Annotated in this window: 18 protein-coding genes; 17 read left to right on the forward strand and 1 reads right to left on the reverse strand. The window is 58.4% G+C overall.

Features of this window, described 5'->3' with window-relative positions; translation table 11 throughout:
• Positions 1 to 1,313: 1,313 nt before the first annotated feature.
• The 3 genes from ydgT to D7I37_RS23425 all read left to right on the forward strand — a co-directional run bounded on the left by ydgT (position 1,314) and on the right by D7I37_RS23425 (position 3,209).
• Positions 1,314 to 1,529 carry a transcription modulator YdgT gene (gene ydgT / locus D7I37_RS23415; RefSeq protein ID WP_061794721.1) on the forward strand — a complete coding sequence of 72 codons (216 nt, stop codon included), beginning with the start codon at positions 1,314 to 1,316 and terminating at the stop codon, positions 1,527 to 1,529.
• Positions 1,530 to 1,679: 150 nt separating this feature from the next.
• Positions 1,680 to 2,099, forward strand: coding sequence for a universal stress protein UspC (gene uspC / locus D7I37_RS23420; protein WP_061794722.1), 420 nt, complete (start codon positions 1,680 to 1,682; stop codon positions 2,097 to 2,099).
• Positions 2,100 to 2,177: 78 nt separating this feature from the next.
• Positions 2,178 to 3,209, forward strand: coding sequence for an NADP-dependent oxidoreductase (locus D7I37_RS23425; RefSeq protein WP_061794723.1), 1,032 nt, complete (start codon positions 2,178 to 2,180; stop codon positions 3,207 to 3,209).
• Positions 3,210 to 3,244: 35 nt separating this feature from the next.
• Here the strand turns inward: D7I37_RS23425 and pcp are convergent, their stop codons facing one another.
• A complete protein-coding gene (pcp, locus tag D7I37_RS23430) occupies positions 3,245 to 3,892 on the reverse strand; it encodes a pyroglutamyl-peptidase I (RefSeq protein ID WP_129544454.1) in 648 nt (215 codons plus the stop codon).
• Between the two features lie 98 nt (positions 3,893 to 3,990).
• On the opposite strand from pcp, the gene D7I37_RS23435 reads away from it, so the two are divergent.
• The 14 genes from D7I37_RS23435 to D7I37_RS23500 all read left to right on the forward strand — a co-directional run bounded on the left by D7I37_RS23435 (position 3,991) and on the right by D7I37_RS23500 (position 19,512).
• The gene (locus tag D7I37_RS23435) at positions 3,991 to 4,923 is read left to right on the forward strand and encodes a LysR family transcriptional regulator (protein WP_061794725.1); all 933 of its coding nucleotides are present in this window, start codon (positions 3,991 to 3,993) and stop codon (positions 4,921 to 4,923) included.
• A 1,139-nt stretch (positions 4,924 to 6,062) separates the two neighbouring features.
• Positions 6,063 to 6,563, forward strand: a complete 501-nt coding sequence (gene tagV / locus D7I37_RS23440; protein WP_061794726.1) for a type VI secretion system accessory protein TagV — start codon at positions 6,063 to 6,065, stop codon at positions 6,561 to 6,563.
• A gap of 29 nt (positions 6,564 to 6,592) precedes the next feature.
• On the forward strand, positions 6,593 to 7,120 hold the full coding sequence (tssJ, locus tag D7I37_RS23445) for a type VI secretion system lipoprotein TssJ (protein WP_061794727.1): 528 nt from the start codon (positions 6,593 to 6,595) through the stop codon (positions 7,118 to 7,120).
• Between the two features lie 40 nt (positions 7,121 to 7,160).
• A complete protein-coding gene (tssK, locus tag D7I37_RS23450; RefSeq protein ID WP_061794774.1) occupies positions 7,161 to 8,507 on the forward strand; it encodes a type VI secretion system baseplate subunit TssK in 1,347 nt (448 codons plus the stop codon).
• 21 nt (positions 8,508 to 8,528) lie between these two features.
• A complete protein-coding gene (locus D7I37_RS23455; RefSeq protein ID WP_083950325.1) occupies positions 8,529 to 9,731 on the forward strand; it encodes a DotU family type VI secretion system protein in 1,203 nt (400 codons plus the stop codon).
• Positions 9,731 to 13,369: a type VI secretion system membrane subunit TssM gene (gene tssM / locus D7I37_RS23460; protein WP_129544455.1), complete on the forward strand. Its 3,639-nt coding sequence runs from the start codon at positions 9,731 to 9,733 to the stop codon at positions 13,367 to 13,369. The genes D7I37_RS23455 and tssM overlap by 1 nt, the downstream gene beginning before the upstream one ends.
• Positions 13,370 to 13,387: 18 nt before the next feature.
• Complete coding sequence (gene tagF / locus D7I37_RS23465; RefSeq protein ID WP_061794775.1) at positions 13,388 to 14,107, forward strand: type VI secretion system-associated protein TagF; 720 nt, start codon at positions 13,388 to 13,390, stop codon at positions 14,105 to 14,107.
• A gap of 22 nt (positions 14,108 to 14,129) precedes the next feature.
• A complete protein-coding gene (gene tssA / locus D7I37_RS23470; RefSeq protein ID WP_061794730.1) occupies positions 14,130 to 15,158 on the forward strand; it encodes a type VI secretion system protein TssA in 1,029 nt (342 codons plus the stop codon).
• A 125-nt stretch (positions 15,159 to 15,283) separates the two neighbouring features.
• Positions 15,284 to 15,820 carry a type VI secretion system contractile sheath small subunit gene (tssB, locus tag D7I37_RS23475; protein ID WP_061794731.1) on the forward strand — a complete coding sequence of 179 codons (537 nt, stop codon included), beginning with the start codon at positions 15,284 to 15,286 and terminating at the stop codon, positions 15,818 to 15,820.
• 3 nt (positions 15,821 to 15,823) lie between these two features.
• On the forward strand, positions 15,824 to 17,329 hold the full coding sequence (tssC, locus tag D7I37_RS23480) for a type VI secretion system contractile sheath large subunit (RefSeq protein ID WP_061794776.1): 1,506 nt from the start codon (positions 15,824 to 15,826) through the stop codon (positions 17,327 to 17,329).
• Between the two features lie 291 nt (positions 17,330 to 17,620).
• Positions 17,621 to 18,103, forward strand: a complete 483-nt coding sequence (locus D7I37_RS23485; protein WP_061794732.1) for a type VI secretion system tube protein Hcp — start codon at positions 17,621 to 17,623, stop codon at positions 18,101 to 18,103.
• 56 nt (positions 18,104 to 18,159) lie between these two features.
• Positions 18,160 to 18,645, forward strand: coding sequence for a type VI secretion system amidase effector protein Tae4 (locus D7I37_RS23490; protein WP_129544456.1), 486 nt, complete (start codon positions 18,160 to 18,162; stop codon positions 18,643 to 18,645).
• Complete coding sequence (locus D7I37_RS23495; protein ID WP_129544457.1) at positions 18,642 to 19,004, forward strand: T6SS amidase immunity protein Tai4 family protein; 363 nt, start codon at positions 18,642 to 18,644, stop codon at positions 19,002 to 19,004. Before D7I37_RS23490 ends, D7I37_RS23495 begins: the two co-directional genes overlap by 4 nt.
• A 49-nt stretch (positions 19,005 to 19,053) precedes the next feature.
• The gene (locus D7I37_RS23500; protein ID WP_129544458.1) at positions 19,054 to 19,512 is read left to right on the forward strand and encodes a T6SS amidase immunity protein Tai4 family protein; all 459 of its coding nucleotides are present in this window, start codon (positions 19,054 to 19,056) and stop codon (positions 19,510 to 19,512) included.
• Positions 19,513 to 19,596 lie beyond the last annotated feature (84 nt).

Below are 19,596 nucleotides of genomic sequence, written 5' to 3' on the forward strand. Positions count from 1 at the left end.
CCCGTGACCTGGGTTTGTTCCCGAAGTTGGCAAATTAATTCCTGAAGAGCAGCCGTTATAAATTTTGCAAATCACTAAATTCGACCGCTGTTCAGTATTTGATACGTGCGTAAACCAACGTGTATGGATGTACAGCATTTTTGCTTCGATAGTGTTTAGTCACCATGAAACTATTTTTACAAAATTAATAAGATTATTCCTAAAGCAGCGCAACTCTACCCCCGAACCATTAGCACACACAATGTAAGTAAGAAGCAATTTTAAATACAATGTGACAGAGATCACAAAAATAAAAAATATTTAAGCCAAATATCTCGTATTGCGCTCACTTTTCGAGCTTATTTTCGTTCACTAAATAGCCATAAGTAAAAAAACGTCTTAAAAACAATGTATATCAGCCAAAAAATTATCTTTTTTAGATCAATTCGAACAAAAGCATCACCAAACCAAAATAACAGAACAAAAATCTGTTACTAGCCGATAAATGCAGTATAAATAACCATTTAACGGGCGATAAACTATAGCTCGCAAAAAGTAACACACGGCAACTATAAGTCTTTATGGTTTCGGATTTGACTTAAATTTCCGACGGCGGGCCGTTTTAATTTTCGGCGCGGGGGAAGATTGGCTTAACGATGATTCGTCGATGTCGTGAACAAGAAAACAGACGTAACGATATGTTTCCGTATAAGTGCGGCGCAAGAATGGCATTTCAGGCTAAAAATAGCCTTAAAACGAATTATCGACCGCAATCGTTAAAACTTTAATTCTTTTTTTTCGGCCCAGTGAAAAAACGCTTGATTATCACCATGCGTTATTTGTTATTGTGTTTTTTGGTGGCATATCTCATTTCAAGATAAATAAAACGCAGTTTTTTATTCATTCCCTCAGGCTCTCACTGCAGCGAAAAATCACAGCGACCATAAATATCGCGATAAAAGAATGCCAGGCCGATGCGCAAGCAGAAGCAGGCGCCAGGTTCAGCATCGTGCGAACGGCGCCGCTCATCCGCGCCATCGTCAAGCGCAGGGTTCGGCAACCGCCGCCGCCCTGCCCGCCGCGCCCTCCGCCCCCGCAACCTGAGACTTTCCCTATTTATTCATTTATCAGCAGGATGACATTGCTGACGGCGCGTCGGCATATTATTATTCACCCAGCGCCGCAGCCGTCTGGCCGCGTCATTATTACCGCAGTGCAATTTATTTATTCGAAATGATTTTGTCAGGTCGTACATCGCTGCCTCGACGGGGTTTCCGCGAGCCGCTGATGTTTAATCCGCCCGGCTACAACTATTAACAGGCTATATTTTAATCATGACTGATACCCTCGAATATCTGATGACATTCCGCAAATGTTCCAGTTTGGACAGCCTGGAAAAGGTGTACGACAAGCTGAACTATTCCATTGATAATGATACGGAAATTAGCAACATGTACCGCGCCGCCGACCACCGTCGCGCCGAGTTGGTTGCCGGTAAATTGTTCGATTTGGGCAAGGTGCCGAAAACGCTGTGGGCGCAGGTGCTTTAATTCAGCTAATTGCGCGCGGCGGGCGTTTTATCTTTTATTGCTATATAACCGCTCCGCCCGTGGATTTATTGCCGCGCGTGATACAAAACACATTTATTTTTCCCGTCAGGTCCTATCCTTTTAGCCGAAGAGTGGCTACAGGAGGTGAAGATGGGATATCAAAACGTTCTGGTCACCGTCGCCGTCGCGGCAGACAGCCATCGCCTGGTTGAAAAGGCCGTCTCCATCGTTCGCCCCTACCGGGGAAAAATCACCCTTTTGAGCACCATCGCCAATCCGGAAATGTACAATAATTTCGCCGGGCCGATGCTCGGCGACCTGCGGGCGCTGATGGAAGAAGAAACCCGGCTGTTTTTGGAGGAGCTGCGCCTGCGGGCGGGCTATCCGATCGCCGACACGCTGATCGTGCACGGCGAGCTGGGCGACAGCCTGAACTACGCCAGCAGCCGGCAGCCCTTCGATCTGGTGGTCTGCGGCAACCACAGCGACAGCATAATGAACAAGGTTTCCTGCTCCGCCGCGCGCTTTATCAACGCCAGCCGCGTCGACGTGCTGATCGTCCCGCTCTGAGCCAGCGCACATTAGGGTACGTCGTCCCGGCCGCTCTCGACTAGGCTTAGGGCACCTGTTTGCATTCTGGAGCGCCCCATGTCCCAACCTCAACAAAACCGTCGTATTCTGCTGGCTTCCCGCCCGCACGGTGAGCCCAAGGCGGCAGATTTTCGCCTCGACATCGCCGCGGTGCCGCAGCCGGCGGCCGGCCAGCTGCTGCTGCGCACCCGCTATCTGTCGCTGGATCCCTATATGCGCGGCCGCATGAGCGACGCGCCTTCCTATGCGCCGCCGGTCGAAATCGGCCAGGTGATGGTCGGCGGCACCGTTTCGCAGGTTGTCGCCTCGCAGCATCCGCAATTTAACACCGGCGACTGGGTGCTGGGTCACGACGGCTGGCAAGACTACGCGCTGTCGGACGGCAGCGGCCTGCGCAACCTGGGCGCCGATCTCGAACACCCTTCTCGCCTGCTGGGCGTGCTGGGCATGCCGGGCTTCACCGCCTATATGGGGCTGTTGGATATTGGTCAGCCGCAGCCGGGCGAAACGCTGGTGGTTGCCGCCGCCAGCGGCGCGGTCGGATCGGTGGTGGGTCAGATCGGCCGCATCAAGGGTTGCCGCGTGGTCGGCGTGGCCGGCGGGCCGGAGAAGTGCCGCTACGTGGTGGAAGAACTCGGCTTTGACGCCTGCATCGATCATCGCGCCGCCGACTTCGCCGAACAGCTGGCCGCCGCCTGTCCGCAGGGCATAGACGTATACTATGAAAACGTCGGCGGCGCGGTATTCGACGCCGTGATGCCGCTGCTGAACGCCAGGGCGCGCATTCCGGTCTGCGGCATTATCGCGCACTACAACGCCACCGGCTTGCCCGCCGGCCCAGACCGTCTGGCGATGCTGGAGGGGCTGATCCTGCGCAAACGCATCCGCATGCAGGGCTTTATCATCTTCGACGACTATGCCGCCGGCTACGATGACTTCCTGCGCCAGATGGGCGAATGGCTCGAACAGGGGAAAATCAGGTTCCGCGAAGATATCGTCGACGGGCTGGAAAATGCGCCTCAGGCATTTATTGGCCTGCTGCAGGGCAAAAACTTCGGCAAATTGGTGATCCGCGTCGCCGACGAATAACCGTCGCTCAGGGCGCACTCCGCGCCCTGATGCTCTCAATGCAGCGCGCCGTCGCTGAGCAATACGTCTTCCTCCACCGTCAATGCGCAGTGAACGACACTGCGCACGGCATCGATCATCGTCGCCAACGCCATGCTCGGCTTGCCCGGGTGATTGGCCGCCAGCTCATGACTATAAGGAATATGCACAAATCCGCCCTTGATGGCCAACTGCCGGCTGGCGATATGGTGGCGCAGGCCGTAAAACAGGTGATTGCAGTTGTAGGTGCCCGCGGTGTATGACACCGCCGCCGGGATCCCCTGCCGGCGCAGGCGCTGCAGCGCCGCCTTGAGCGGCAGCGTGCTGAAATAACCCACCGGGCCGCCCGCCACCACCGGCACGTCGATCGGCTGCTTGCCGGCATTGTCGGGTATGCGCGCGTCAATCAGATTAATCGCCACGCGTTCCAGTGAGATTTCCGCTCGTCCGCCCGCCAGGCCCAGGCAAATCACCACCTGCGGCCGCAGTTGCTCCACCGCGGCAATCAGCCGCTCATTGGCGACGCCCAGTACGCACGGCAGCTCAAGCACGCTGATTTGCGCACCGGCGATGCGCTCGCCCGCCAGCGCCTGAGCGACCTGCCACGAGGGATTGATCGCATCCCCATCAAACGGCTCGATGCCGGTTACCAGTACCCTTTCCATTGCAACACCCTCTATTCCGGCCGATTTGGCGTGCTACCAGCCTAGATAACGCAGTATGATTCTGGAAATGGATTATCTGCATATAGAGTATTCATTAAATGAATTTAGCGAAGGTCGATCTTAATCTGCTGGTGGTATTTGACGCTTTGTATCAAACGCGGAATGTCACCGCCGCCGGGCTGCGCCTGAACCGCGCGCAACCGTCGGTCAGCAATGCGCTGTCTCGCTTGCGCATCCTGCTGGGCGACCCGCTGTTTGTGCGCAGCGGCGGCGGCATGCAGCCTACGCCGCGCGCTCATCAACTGATGCCGCCAATACGGCAAGTGCTGGAACAGATCGATCTGACGCTGGCGCCCCCCGTGGATTTCGATCCCGCCAGCGCCCGCGAGCGCCGCTTTACGCTGGCGGCCGGCGATTATGCCGACATCACGCTGTTGCCGGCCATTATCGGCAAACTGCGCCGCGACGCGCCGGGTATCGACATTCGGGTTTCACGCCTGGATCGCCGCCGGATCCACCAACAGCTGGCGCGCGGCGAAGTGGATATCGCCCTGGGTGGGCATATTTCCGGGCCGGAAAGCCATTACGTCCGCCGCTTGTTCGACGAGCATCTACTGTGCATCGCCAGCCGCAATCACCCGATGTTGGCGGACGGCCGCTGGGATCTGGCGCGCTACCTCAGCCTGCCGCACGGCCTGTATGCGCCGACGGATGACGGCTCCGCACGCGGATTGATCGACCGGCGGCTGGCGGAAATCGGCGGTCAACGGCGCGTCGCCGCCACCTTCTCGCACATTGTCGCCCTGCCGGCGGTAGTGGCGGGCAGCGATTTGATCGCGACGCTGGCGGCCAGCGTCGCCCGAAAATTTGCCGATCCGGCGCGCATCCAATGCTTGCCGCTGCCGGACGAATTGAGCCTGCCGGCCTTCCCCATCGAGCTGGTCGCCGGCCGGCAGATAAAGCGCGATCCCGCCCTCGGCTGGTTATGCGACACCATAGGTCAACTCAACCTCGCTCCGCCCTCTCTCTGATCCCCGAATTTTACCGCATTTTCACGCCGCCTCATCGCCCGCCAGCCGTTCTCCGCGGGCACTTTTCGCCCACTCCAATAGGAATTATCCTAATTCATATTCACGTAATTTATATATATGATCATCTTTAACTTGCAAATGGTAAGGGCAAAAAACGATCTGTCACTTTTTTTCCGTAAAAAATTTGTTGTCATTTAAGCAACTTGACTTAAGTGTGACACATTTGTTTCCTGGTATTACCAATTAACCTTATGATTTGACTTAAAACACCAAATAGACACAAGATATTGTTTTAAATGATGTAAATGCAAAGTGTGCGTGAGTTAACGATTTAGGCATTGATCCAGAAGGTTATTTTGCAAATGCCGACGGCTATTGTAGACTGCAGAAAATCTGTTGATGTGTAAACTTTGTTAAGTTTTTCGTCAGCGCCTGTCTCTAATCGTGACAGCTACGCCATCGGGATCGTGCGTCTACTCTCGTGCGGTAGCTATGCCTGAAGCCGGCAATACTACGATCTGACTTATCATTCTCCGGTACGGCGCCGCGGGTCACCGTTCGGTAGCCTGCCCGCCGCCAATGCCGGTGCGGCAAGGGATTTCGCCCTATTTCCCGTTATGACCCATGCACGTCATTGATTTAGGGAACGTTACCGCTTGGGTTCCCTGCCCCTGGATGTATTTATTGTGAAGTAGCCTGATATCTATTAAACCGAAAAACGGGATTGTTTTTGAGCGATGCGGCGTGCCTGCTCGCTGATATCCACAGGAAGCCTTGCACACACAATGAAAGCCGTAAAACCCTTGCGCCTACGCGTACCTCATCGCCCTTGCCGCCGGCAGGGGCAACATCCTCTGGGAACCTCCATTTTGGCGCCGGCCGACATGGGGGTTTCCCCGCGTCCGTACCCGGAGCCCGACTGGCGGTACCGCCACGACCGCGCCGGGCTCGCCCCCCTCTCCCGTTTTTCCTCCGCGGCGACGCTCATTCGTTATCGGATATCGGACCGCTGAATGGCCGCCTGGCGTCGCCACGCAGGCTGCCGGACCGGCGAAAGACATCGCTGCCTGCGCCATGAAACCGGCGCTCTTAATGCACAGCCCCTTCGTTTCAGCCAATAAAAAATCAAAGAGGATATTGTGAAAACACGGATTACCCTGACGCTACTGACCGCCCTGACGCTTGCCGGCTGCTCCAGCCCGCCGCCGCCGCCGCCGGCGCTCGACAACGACGCCATCGTCAGCAGCGAAGTCAACGGCGTAAAACTGCAGCATCGCGCCGCCGTCGCCGCCCCCAAGCAGTTCAAACCGATCGGTGAGGAATACCGCAGCCTGTACGCCGCCAGCATCATGAGCAGCCCGGGTTACAACGGCAGCGCCGTCGGCAGCCTGGATAACGCCGCCGCGTTCTATGCGCTGGGCGAAGTCGAAAACAACTGGCTGGCGATCTCGGCGATCCGCGACGGCGACCTGATCGGCTATATCCAGAAAAACGCCGGGGTGCCGGAGGCGCGTTACAAATCGACGCTGCGCAAGGACCTGCCGCGCCGCGCCCGCGCCGCCAGACAAGACTGCGTGAAAGTCGGCGGTGACAGCAAGGCCTGCAAGAACGCCGGCTCAGCCACCTGGATCCTCCAGTAGTTCACCCATGGGTGACGGGACTCCCCACGATGACAAAACCAATCGCCTCCCGCTGGTGCGGGATGTTATTCCTGATGCTGGGCGCGCTGGCGCTCAGCGGCTGCATGTCTTCCGCCAAAAGCGTACCTTCGCGCTATAGCCTGAACTTCGACGCCGACCCCCGGGTCAACGCCGCGGCGGGGCAACGGCCGGCGCCGATAAAAATCCGCGTGCTGCTGCTGCGTTCCGACGCGGAGTTTATGGAGGCCGATTTCTTCAGCCTGCAGAACGACGCGAAAAGCGTGCTCGGCAACAGCCTGCTGGACAGCGATCAGTTCTTCCTGACGCCGGGCCAGGTGGGCAAACAGCTACGCGGCCAGAGCACGCTGGAAACCCGCTACATCGGCATCATCGCCGAATATCAGAATTTGGACGGCAAGGCCTGGCGCATCTCGCTGCCGCTGCCGGAACCCACCGAGACCAATTTTTACAAGGTATGGCAATTCTCGCCGGATGAGTTGGCGGCGCACGTCGTCGCGGGCATTAGCGGCCTGCGTACCGTGAAAGATCCGGACTGACCAACCGCTGCGCTGATGCGAAGTAACTATAGGTGTGATGATGAAAGATGCTCATAAGGTAGTCTGGACTGAGGGGATGTTTTTGCGCCCTCACCATTTTCAGCAGGCGGAAAATTACCTCGAAGGCTACATGCGCAACTGGGGCCAGGCCCATAACGGTTGCTTCTGGGGCTTCCTCAGCCTGGATCTGGATCAGACGCTGCTGCGCCAGGGAAAAATCGCGCTCAACGCCGCCAGCGGCATTATGCCGGACGGCACGCCGTTTCGTTTCTCCGGCGCCCAACAGGCGCCCGCTCCGCTGACCATCGCCGAGAACAAGACCGGCGAAAACGTGGTGTTGGCCCTGCCGACCTACCGCGCGGGCCGCGAAGACGTGATCTTCCAGGAAAGTCCGGACGCGCTGGCGCGCTATCTGGCCTATGAAAACGAAGTCGACGATCTGAACGCCGTCTCGGTCGGCAGCGCGGCGCTGCAGTTCGGCCAGCTGCGGCTGCGGCTGATGCTGGAGAGCGATCTCAACGCCGAATGGACCGCGCTCAGCCTGACCCGGGTGCTGGAAAAACGCGGCGACAACAGCCTGCGGCTCGATCAGGCGCAAATCCCGCCGATGCTGAACTGCCAGGGCAATCCGGTGCTGAAAACCTTCATCAACGATCTGCAGGGCCTGCTGCAGCAGCGCAGCCAGCAAATGAGCCAGCGCCTGCTGCAGCCGGGCCGCGGCGGCAGTTCGGAGATGGTCGATTTCATGCTGCTGCAGCTGATCAACCGCCATCTCGGCCAGGTGAGCCACGCTTACCATCTTGACCATCTTCATCCGGAACGGCTGTTCGCCGACTGGTTGCAGTTCGCCACCGAGCTCGCCAGCTTCTCGGCGCAGCGCACGCCGGAAGGCCGCCTGCCGGTGTATGACCACGATAATTTGGCGCTGTGCTTCGGCAAGCTGATGCTGTTGCTGCGTCAGGGCCTGTCGGTAGTGCTGGAGGACAACGCCATCCAGCTGACGCTGGTCGAGCGTTCGCACGGCCTGAACGTCGCCACGGTGCAGGATACCAGCATGATGCGCGACTTCGGTTTTGTGCTGGCGGTGCGCGCCGACGTCGCCGCCGAAGTGCTGCTGACGCACTTCCCGGCGCAGATGAAGATCGCGCCGGTGACGCGCATACGCGACCTGGTGCAGCTGCAGCTGCCGGGTATCGGCCTGCGCACCATGCCGGCGGCGCCGCGCCAGATCCCCTATCACGCGGGTTACACCTATTTCGAGCTGGAAAAAGGCGGCGACCTGTGGAAGCAGATGGAAAAATCCAGCGCCTTCGCCCTGCATCTGGCCGGCGAGTTCCCGGGGCTGGACATGGAATTTTGGGCCATTCGCAGCCATACGGATCGCTAACTCATGACTCAGGAAAATAGCATGGCGCCGGCGGAGAACCCGCTGGTGGAGGCCGCCAACCCGCTGCTGAACGCCATTTCGCAGATCCGCCAGTCGGCGACCCACGCCAACCCGGCCCAGCTGCGCCAACAGCTGATCGACGAAGTGCGCCGCTTTGAAATCCGCGGCCAGCGCGCCAGCCTGCCGTACGAAGTGATCATCGGCGCGCGCTACTGTCTGTGCACCGCGCTGGACGAGGCCGCCGCGCTGACGCCCTGGGGCAGCAACAGCGTATGGTCCGGCAGCGGGCTGCTGGTGACCTTTCACAACGAAACCTGGGGCGGGGAGAAGTTCTTCCAGCTGCTGGCCAAGCTGTCGCAAAGCCCGCGCGAGCACATCCAGCTGTTGGAACTGATCAATTTCTGCCTGCTGCTGGGCTTTGAAGGCCGCTACCGGGTGATGGAAAACGGCCGATCGCAGCTGGAAACCATGAAACAGCGCCTGCTGCAGCTGATCCGCTCGGTGCGCGGCGGGTATGCGCCGCCGCTGTCGCCGAACGCGCTGGATCTGCCGGTGCAGCAAAAACTGTGGCGGCCGTTGGTGCCGTTGTGGGCCTGCGTGGCCCTGACCGGTTTCCTGGCGTCGCTGCTGTTCATCGCTCTCAACTGGCGGTTGGGCGACGCCACCAGCCCGGTGCTGGCTTCGATTTACCAGACCAACCTGCCGCAGGTGGCGATCGGCAATCCGGCGCCGGCCGCGCCGCCGACGCTGAGCCTGAAAAGTTTCCTGCGCAAGGAAATCGCCGAAGGCCTGGTGGTGGTGCGTGACGAAGCGCAGCAGAGCGTGGTGATCCTGAAAGGCGACGGGCTGTTCGATTCCGCCGCCACCACCGTGCGCGCCAACTATATTCCGGTTATCGACCGCGTGGCCGCCGCGATGAACGGCGTCAGCGGCAAGATTTTGGTCACCGGCTACAGCGACAACCTGCCGATCCGCAGCGCGCGTTTCGCCTCCAACTGGGAGCTGTCCCTGGCGCGCGCCGAAGCGGTCAGCGCCCGGCTGCAAAAACACCTCGATAACCCGCAACGCGTGAAGGCGGAGGGCCGCGGCGAAAGCGACCCGGTGGCGCCGAACGATAACAAAGTGAACCGTGCGCTGAACCGCCGGGTAGAAATTACGCTGTTGGTCGCGCCGGAAAACACCCAGGCGGAAATCAACGGCTTGCCGCAAGGAAACGGAAAGTAATGCTCAGTACGTTATTCTCCATCATCACCAGCCGCCTGTTGTGGGGCTTTGCCGGCATCACCGCTCTGGCGTTCATCATCTGGATGATCGGCCCGCTGGTGGCTATCGGCGACTATCGGCCGCTGGAACCGGCACTCAACCGCCAGATAGCCATCGGCGTAATTTATCTGATTTGGTTCCTGTGCCGCATCATTCCCCGGATCTACAGCGCCTGGTTCAATCGCCGCCTGTTGAGCAACCTGCGCGCCGCCGAGGAACCACCGGCGGAGAGCGGCAAAGCGCTGCCCAAACAGGATGAGCAGCTGGCCCAGCGCTTCGACGAAGCGGCGCAGCTGCTGAAGAAGGCGCGCTTTGCGCCGGGCCAGGGCGACAGCAAGCACCGCTGGATGACGCGCTTCAGCAGCCAGTATCTGTACCAGCTGCCGTGGTATGTGATCATCGGCGCGCCGGGCGCCGGCAAGACTACCGCGCTGGTCAACTCGGGGCTGCATTTCCCGCTGGCCGATCGCTTCGGCAAATCAGCCCTGCGCGGCGTCGGCGGCACCCGCAACTGCGACTGGTGGTTCACCAACGACGCGGTGCTGCTGGATACCGCCGGCCGCTACACCACACAGGAAAGCCAGCGTGAAGAAGACGCCGACGAATGGAAAAGCTTCGTCAGCCTGCTGAAAAAATACCGCACCCGCCAGCCGATCAACGGCGTGATGGTAACCATCAGCGTCGCCGATTTGCTGAGCGACAGCGCCGAAGCCCGCGCGGCGCAGGCCAGCGCACTGCGCAAGCGCCTGATTGAGCTGCACGAACAGCTGGGCATTCATTTCCCGGTGTACGTGCTGGTGACCAAAACCGACCTGCTCAACGGCTTTATGGCCTATTTCAGCGGCTTCGACAAAGCGCAGCGCGACCAGATTTGGGGATTCACTTTCCCTTATGAGCAGTCGCGCCAGTCGGATTTCAACCTGAACGCCACCTTTGAACAACAGTACGCCCTGCTGCAACAGCGGCTGGACGCGGCGCTGCCGGATACCCTGCTGGTTGAGCACGACGCCCGACAACGCGCCGAAAGCTACCTGTTCCCGCAGGAATTCGCCGCCCTGCGCCCGCTGCTGGGCCAGTATCTGGAACAGGTGTTCGCCACCTCCAGCTTCGAAACCCGCTTCACGCCGCGCGGCATTTACTTCACCAGCGGCACCCAGGAGGGCCTGCCGTTCGACCGGGTGATGGGCGAGCTGAACCGCTATCTGCAACTGCCGAGCGCCGGCGATCCGCAGCAGGCCAACTCGGCCTGGGACAGCGTCAACCAGCAGGCGCCGATCCCGGCGACCAAGGGGCAAAGTTTCTTCCTGAAAGACACGCTGGAAACGGTGATCTTCCAGGAGTCCGGCCTGGCGGGCAGCAACCGCTGGTGGGAATACCGCAACCGCGCCCTGCATTGGGCGGGCTACATCGCGCTGGCGCTGCTCCTGACAATCCTGGCGATTTTCTGGTTCACCAGTTACGGCAACAACAAGAGCTATCTGGCGGAGGTGGGCGCCAAGGTGCCGGGGGTGGAGCGCCAGGGCCAGAACCTCACCCAGTTGGGCAATGGCGATATGTTCTCGCTGCTGCCGTTCCTCAACAGCGTGCTGCACCTGCCGGACAGCCAGAACTTCTCGCTGGACGATCCGCCGTTCACCTACCGCATGGGTCTGTACCGCGGCGATCAGGTCAGCGACGCCAGCAACGCGCTGTATCAGAAGGCGCTGAAGGAACTGCTGTTGCCGCAGGTGGCGCAGCAAATCGCCACCACGCTGCGCAACGACAACCGCAGCGATGCGGATTTCAGCTACGAGGCGCTGAAGGCCTATCAAATGCTGTATCTGCCAAAGCAGTACGACGGCAAATTCCTGCGCGCCTGGGTGATGCTCAACCTGCAGCGCAACCTGCCGCAGGGCAGTACGCAGAAACAGCTGCAGCAGATTGAATGGCACCTGAGCCAGCTGCTCGACGCCCAGATCCAGGCTTCGCCGTACGCCAAAGACGAACCCCTGGTGGAACAGGCGCAGGCCGCGTTGAACCGCGCCCCCCTGTCGCAACGGGTTTATGGCCGTCTGAAGCGCCTGCTGTTGAAACAGACCGACATCAAGCCGGTCAGCCTGGTCGACCTGGCCGGCCCGCAAACCGAACTGGCCTTTTCGCGCAAAAGCGGCAAGCCGGTGACCGACGGCGTGCCGGGCCTGTTTACCTCGCAGGGCTACTGGAAAGCCTTCAACGACAATATCGACCCGGTGACCGACACCCTGCGCAAAGAAGACGTCTGGGTGCTGAACAGCAAAACGCCGGAGCTGAAAAGCGCCGATCTGATCAAGACCATCCGCCAGCTGTACATGCAGGATTTCATCAGCGCCTGGGATGAGCTGCTGGGCGATATCCAGCTGGCCAATATCGGCAACCTGACCCAGCGCATCAGCAGCGCGCGCCTGTTGTCCGGCAACCCGTCGCCGATGCGCAACCTGCTGGTCAACGTCAGCAAGAATGTCACCCTGCGCGACGAAAAAAGCGATGCCGACAGCCGATCGCTGCTGGATAAAACCGGAGATCGGCTGAACCAAAACGCCAACCGCACGCTGGAGGCGCTGTTCACCAACCGCCCGGCCAACGCCGACGGCGACGTTTCCGCCCAGCCGGAACAGCTGGTGATGGCGCACTTCGCGCCGCTGCTCGAGCTGGCGCAGAGCCAGGGCGAAGGCAACAAGGCGATCCCGTTCGACGGCGTGCTGAAGCAGGTCGATGAGCTATACAGCTATCTGACGGCGGTTCAGGGCGCCGCCAACAGCGGCATGTCGGCGCCGCCGAGCGACATTATCCCGCGTCTGCAGGCCGAATCCGGCCGCCTGCCGGTGCCGTTCAAACAGATGCTGCTGTCGCTGGCGATCGGCGCCAGCAGCGATACCCAGCGCAAGGAGATGGAGAACGTCAAGAAACGCATCAGCTTCGAAGTCGGCAGCTTTTGCCGCCAGGCGATAGCCGGGCGTTATCCGCTGGTCGCCCGGGCGCGTCAGGAAGTGACGCCGGACGATCTGGCGCGCATGTTCGCGCCTAACAGCGGGTTGATGGACAGCTTCTTCCGCGACAATTTGCAGGGCAAGGTTGACACCACTCGCGCCAACTGGCGCTTCACCCCCGGCGTAGACGGCAAAACGCTGCCGGGCGGCGAAGGGATCCTGCGCTCGTTCCAGCAGGCGCAGCGCATTCGCGACGCCTTCTTCGCCAACGGCACCGCGACGCCCTCTTACCGCGTCACCGTGCGGCCGGTGCGGATGGATAACGACATCCTCAACCTGACGCTGGATATCGACGGGCAGCTGTTCAAATACAGCCACGGCCCGCAGGTTCCGCTGGTGGTGAGCTGGCCGGGCACCCGCAACACCAACCAGGTGCATCTGCAGCTGGCGCTGGCCAACGGCACCACCGCCAGCCTGGTGACCAGCGGCCCCTGGGCGCTGAACCGCATGGTGGATATGGCGCAGTCCTCCGCCGGCAGCAGCAGCCTTGGCCGCCAGGCGACGTTTAATCTGGATGGCCACCACGTTACGCTGGAGTTCACGCCCAACAGTATCCGCAATCCATTCCAGCTGCCGGCATTCTCCTGCCCGTAGCCCCGAAAGGACAAGATGATGAGCAACGACCTGAGCCCGACCGCGAGCATTGGCTGGTATGGCAAGATCCCTTCCGCCGGCGATTTTTTGCAGCGCCGCCTGCCCGACCTGGTGGTCAATAACTGGGCCCACTGGTTTCATAACGGGCTGGTCAATCTGCAGCGCGACCAGCCGGGGCCGCATGGGCACCCTTTCAGCAATGCGCCGGTGTGGAACTTCGTCATTCCCGCCACGCTCGGCAGCCAGTATGTGCAGATGGGCTGCCTGCTGCCGGCCCGCGATCGGGTGGGACGCCTCTACCCGATCTGCGCCCTGCGCCTGTTCAGCCAGGACGACTGGCGCCCGCAACAGCTCAACATGGCGGCGGAATGGTACAACCAGCTCGGCTATCGGCTGCTGAACGGCGTGCGCAACGGGTTTTCCGCCGATCAGATCGACCGCTCGCTGTTGCAAATTCCGGCGTTGCCCAGCCCGCCGGCGGAGGCCGACTCCGAGATCTTGTCGATCATCGGCTTCCAGCATCCGGACGTGCCGGGCCTCGGCTGGCAACAGGCCGCCGACTGCTTCGATCCGGCGCAGTACGCCAGTTTCTGGTGGACCAATCAGGCCGACGGGCATCCGCTCTATACCCACGTGCACAGCGGCAACCTGACGGTGCAGCTGTTTGCGCTGTTGTTCGAACCCAATGGCTGGACGCGCACCGGCCGCAGCGGCCAGTACCCGCAAATGTTTGATTAACCCGGTCTGTTAAGGAAATTTTATGGCTATCGACACCCTGCTGGCCCCGGTTGACGCGGAGAATCCCTGCGGCGACAACCTGGAATATGACGCCGACTTTCTGGCGATGGAGCAGGCCGCCACCGGCAAGACCGAACAGCAGTTCGGCAGCACCATCATCCCGGCGGAGGCGCCGGACTGGATGCAGGTGGAACGCCTCGCCACCGCCCTGCTGGCGCGCACCAAGGATCTGCGGGTCATGCTGTATCTCACCCGGGCCTGGACGCAGCTGCGCGGTCTGCAAGGCTATGCCGACGGCCTGGCGCTGATCCACCAGGCGCTGGAGCGCTACTGGGATACGCTGCTGCCGCTGCTCGAGTTCGACGGCGAAGCGGATCCGCTGTTTCGCATCAACGTGCTGGCCGACCTGGGCGACAAGGCCGCGCTGGCCGCCAGCGTGCGCGCCGCGCCGCTGTTGAAAGGCGCCGCCGGTGAAATATCGCTGCGCGACGCCGGCGCGCTGCTCGACGGCAGCAAGCTGGAGTGCGCCAACTTTCCCGGCGGCCGGGCGCGCCTGCAGGATGAGCTGTCGCAGGCGGATCGTTCCGAAGGGCTGCTGGTCACGCGCATCGACGAAACGCTGAACGCCATCCGCGCGGTGGTCAGCCGCCACCTGGGCGAGAGCGCGCTGCCGGAGATGAACGGCCTGACCAAAGTATTCACCCTGATCGCGCAGTATTGCCACAGCGACGCGCCGGCTCCCGACGCCGGTGCGGAACAGCCCGAGCAGGCCGGCCTCCCGCCGACGAGCGCGGCGGCTCCCCAGGCCGCCGCGGCGCTCAACTGGCGCAGCGCGCAGATCCAATCGCGCGACGACGCCCAGCTGATGCTGGACAAGGTAAAGAACTATTTTCGTCTTCATGAGCCAAGCCACCCGGCACCGCTGATGATCGATCGGGTACAGCGGCTGATCGCGCTGGACTTTATGCAAATCGTCCGCGATTTGGCGCCCGATGGTCTCAACCAACTGGAGACCATTCTCGGTCGCCCCGACAACGAGGAGAACAGCTAGCCGCCTACCCTTCGGTTCTCTTTACGACACCCATAACGTCTGCTCACCTGCGCAGGCCAGCATTTGAACCTGACTCTCCAAGCCGGATGAGGCGCGTTCCCAATCGCCACAAGATGGAGTAAATCATGCCAAACTCGAAATCCCGCAGCGGGCAGAAATTCATCGCCCGCAACCGCGCGCCGCGCGTACAGATTGAATACGATGTCGAAATTTATGGCGCAGAGCGCAAAATCCAGCTGCCGTTCGTGATGGGCGTGATGGCGGACCTGGTGGGGAAAGCGGTTGATCCGCTGCCAAGCGTCGACGAGCGTAAATTCATGGAGATCGACATCGATAACTTCGACGAGCGCATGAAATCGCTGAAGCCGCGCGTCGCCTATCAGGTCGACAACACCCTGACCGGTGAAGGCAAGCTGAATATCGACCTGACGTTCGAGAGCATGGAAGACTTTTCCCCCGCCGCCATCGCCCGCAAGGTCGACGCGCTGGACAACCTGCTGGACGCGCGCACGCAGCTTTCCAACCTGCTGTCTTATATGGACGGTAAAAACGGCGCCGAAGAGCTGATCTCCAAGATCCTGCAAAACCCGACGCTGCTGCAATCCCTGACCGATGCGCCTAAGCCGGCGGCAAAGGACGACAACAACGAGCGTGAGGATTAATTGATGAGCAACTCGCCTCAGCAACAAAAAGCGTTGCAGACCACCGAGACCTTCTCCAGCGATGAATTCAGCGCGCTGCTGAACAAAGAGTTTCGTCCAAAAACCGATCAGGCCAAGGAAGCGGTCGAAAACGCGGTAAAAACCCTGGCGCAGCAAGCGCTGGAAAACACCGTTACCGTTTCCTCCGACGCCTACCGCACCATCCAGGCGCTGATTGCCGAAATCGACGAGAAGCTGTCGCAGCAGATTAACCAGATCATCCACCACGACGAGTTCCAGAAGCTGGAAGGCGCCTGGCATGGCCTGCACTACCTGGTCAACAACTCCGAAACCGACGAAATGCTGAAGATCCGCTTTATGAGCATTTCCAAGAAGGAGCTGGGCCGCACGCTGAAACGTCACAAGGGCGTGGGCTGGGATCAGAGCCCTATCTTCAAGAAGGTGTACGAAGAAGAATACGGCCAGTTCGGCGGCGAACCCTTCGGCTGCCTGGTGGGCGACTATTACTTCGATCACAGCCCGCAGGACGTAGAGCTGCTGGGTGAGATGGCTAAAATCGGCGCCGCTTCCCACTGCCCATTCATCGCCGGCACCGCGCCGAGCGTGATGCAGATGGAGTCCTGGCAGGAGCTGTCCAACCCGCGCGATCTGACCAAGATCTTCCAGAACACCGAATACGCCGCCTGGCGCAGCCTGCGCGAATCGGAAGACGCGCGCTATCTGGGCCTGGTGATGCCGCGCTTCCTGGCGCGCCTGCCGTACGGCATCCGCACCAACCCGGTGGACGAGTTTGACTTCGAGGAAGAAACCGACGGCGCGACCCACGGCAACTACACCTGGACCAACGCCGCCTACGCCATGGCCGCCAACATCAACCGCTCGTTCAAAGAGTTCGGCTGGTGCACCGCGATCCGCGGGGTGGAATCCGGCGGTGCGGTGGAAAACCTGCCGTGTCACACCTTCCCAAGCGACGACGGCGGCGTGGACATGAAGTGCCCAACCGAGATCGCCATCAGCGACCGCCGCGAAGCCGAGCTGGCCAAAAACGGCTTTATGCCGTTGATCCACCGCAAAAACTCCGACTTTGCCGCCTTTATCGGCGCCCAGTCGCTGCAGAAGCCGGCGGAATACTACGATGCCGACGCCTCCGCCAACGCCCAGCTTTCCGCTCGCCTGCCGTACCTGTTCGCCTGCTGCCGCTTCGCGCACTATCTGAAGTGCATCGTGCGCGACAAGATCGGCTCCTTCCGCGAACGCGACGACATGGAGCGCTGGCTGAACGACTGGATCATGAACTACGTGGATGGCGATCCGGCCAACTCCTCGCAGGAAACCAAGTCGCGCAAACCGCTGGCCGCGGCGGAAGTGCAGGTCGAAGAGATCGAAGACAACCCGGGCTACTACAGCGCCAAGTTCTTCCTGCGCCCGCACTACCAGCTGGAAGGCCTGACCGTTTCCCTGCGCCTGGTGTCGAAGCTGCCTTCGCTGAAGCAGAACGACGCGTCCTGATGTGCTGAAAGTCAGGCCGCGATCGGGCGGCCTGACCGGCATCCGTCTTAATCGCAAGAAGTTTGGTTTTGGGCGTTGGATTAGCGGCCACAACCATCGAATTGGGTTTCTTATTCAATGAAATAAGAGCCCGGTAATTAATACCGATAGCTTTCGGTATTTCATAAGGTGCATGGCACAAGGATATAAAATGGTAATGCATTACCACATTGCAATTCCTGCTGCTATTACCTGAATTTTTCAACGCAACGTTAATACTACTGTTAACCCTTAATAAAGAGTGAAGAAACTATGGCTATTGATATGTTCCTGAAAGTTGAAGGTGCCAGCGGCGAATCTAAAGATTCGAATCACAAGGGCTGGACCGACATTACTTCTTTCTCCTGGGGCGCTTCTCAACCGGGCAACATGGGTGTAGGCGGCGGCGGCGGCGCCGGCAAGGTGTGCTTTAACGACCTGCATGTGAATGCGCTGGTCGACAAGTCAACTCCTGCACTGCTGAAACACTGTTCCAGCGGCAAACACCTGACCAAGATTGAGCTGTCGGTCTGCAAGGCCGGCGGTACTCAGGTTGAGTACGTCAAAATTACTCTGGACGACGTGCTGGTCACCGCGGTGCAGTACACCGGTGCCGGCGGCGAAGACACCGTAGGCGTTACCTACTCCTTCCAGGCGGCTAAAGTCAAGCAGCAATACTGGGAGCAGAGCGATAAAGGCGGTAAAGGCGCAGAAAGCAGCGCAGGTTGGAATATCAAGGAAAACCGCGAAGCTTAATTTGTATGCCCCGGCTTCGGCCGGGGTTCATAATATGGACATAATGGAAAGTCAGGATGAAAAAACCTCTATTTGGGCCTGCATGGATTCGTTTTTCCGAAGTCAATATCAATGTAAGAAAAGTGGGTGCATTGATTGGCGGAAAGGTGGAAAGTAATATTGAAAGTGGTATTTTTGAAAATGCCTGCCCTATAAGAATGAGTTACGTACTTAATTACACAGGCGTACCAATCCCCTCTAACTCTGGTTATGCCACAGTATCTGGCAAGGATAAAAAATGGTATCTTTATCGCGTGAATGACATGATTCTCTTTTTAGAAAAGAATTTCGGCAAGCCCGACATCACGATAAAAGCTCCAACTCCAGCCAAATTTTCAGGTAAAAAGGGCATAATGGTCATACAAGGAAATGGTTGGCGAAATGCCAGAGGACATGTCACATTATGGAATGGTGATATCTGTTCTGACTCTTGTCATTTTATGGGTGATCCTGAAAATGGATCATTTGTTCCAGAAATCGCCTCACTTTGGATATTAAAATGAAAATTGCCCATATTTTTATTACTGTTATTCTCATTTCTCCGATGCTGTTGGCTGAAGAAATAAAAATAGAAAAATTATCCCAGGACCAAATTTATGAGAATTGGCTAGTCAGCCGCTGTATTGGGAAGTCCACTGACTCAGAAAAAACCAAACAAGATGCATTCCGTTCAGCGGCAGCCTATTTAGAGTTCAGTAAATTGCCGATTGACGCATTTGAACAAGGCGAAAAACTGGCTGAGCAATACGCAAAAAAAGATACGCAGGGCTCAGTTAAAGGTAGTTATCATACTTTAGAGTGCCTTTCACTGCAGAACGCCAATGAAGCTAAAGCCATCTTTGAACGTTACTCTAAGAAATAGTCAACGATTACCTTTGCATGAATCATATGGGAATTTTAAGAGTGTTGAGATGAAAAAGTCACTCAGCTTTTTATTCTTTATATTTAGCAATTGTGCTTTAGCACAGAAAAGTCATGAAGCACCGATTGCCGGATGGCCACCGCAAACTGCATACAGAAGCTATTTGCAAAACTACAAGGATATTGCTCTAACCTACTGCATTTCCGTCGCTTATAAGACATCACCAGAGGCCAGCAAAGATGCAATTGCCTCATCGAATGGAATCGATGCCTGGTCATACTATACAATTCGTGATGAAGAATCCCCTATCATCGCGCTGACAAAACGGTACTTACAACAGAATTACAATGCAAAAGATGGTAAAATCCGCTTAGACTTAATGAAGTGCATGGATATGTACCATAGTGAAGATCTTGACAAACTTGCGAAAGACTATGTACAGCGCCCTAATGATAATTGGGTGAAAGACAATCCGGATAGAGTAAATAGAAAAACCTATGAGAAATAGCCAGAAAAAATTCCAGGCAAAACCATCACAACAGCAAAGAGCAATTACTTAAAGCGGAAAAGTGATGAAGGGCTGATAAACAGA

The sequence above is a fragment of the Serratia sp. 1D1416 genome (assembly GCF_003641105.1).
Lineage (GTDB): Bacteria > Pseudomonadota > Gammaproteobacteria > Enterobacterales > Enterobacteriaceae > Serratia > Serratia ficaria.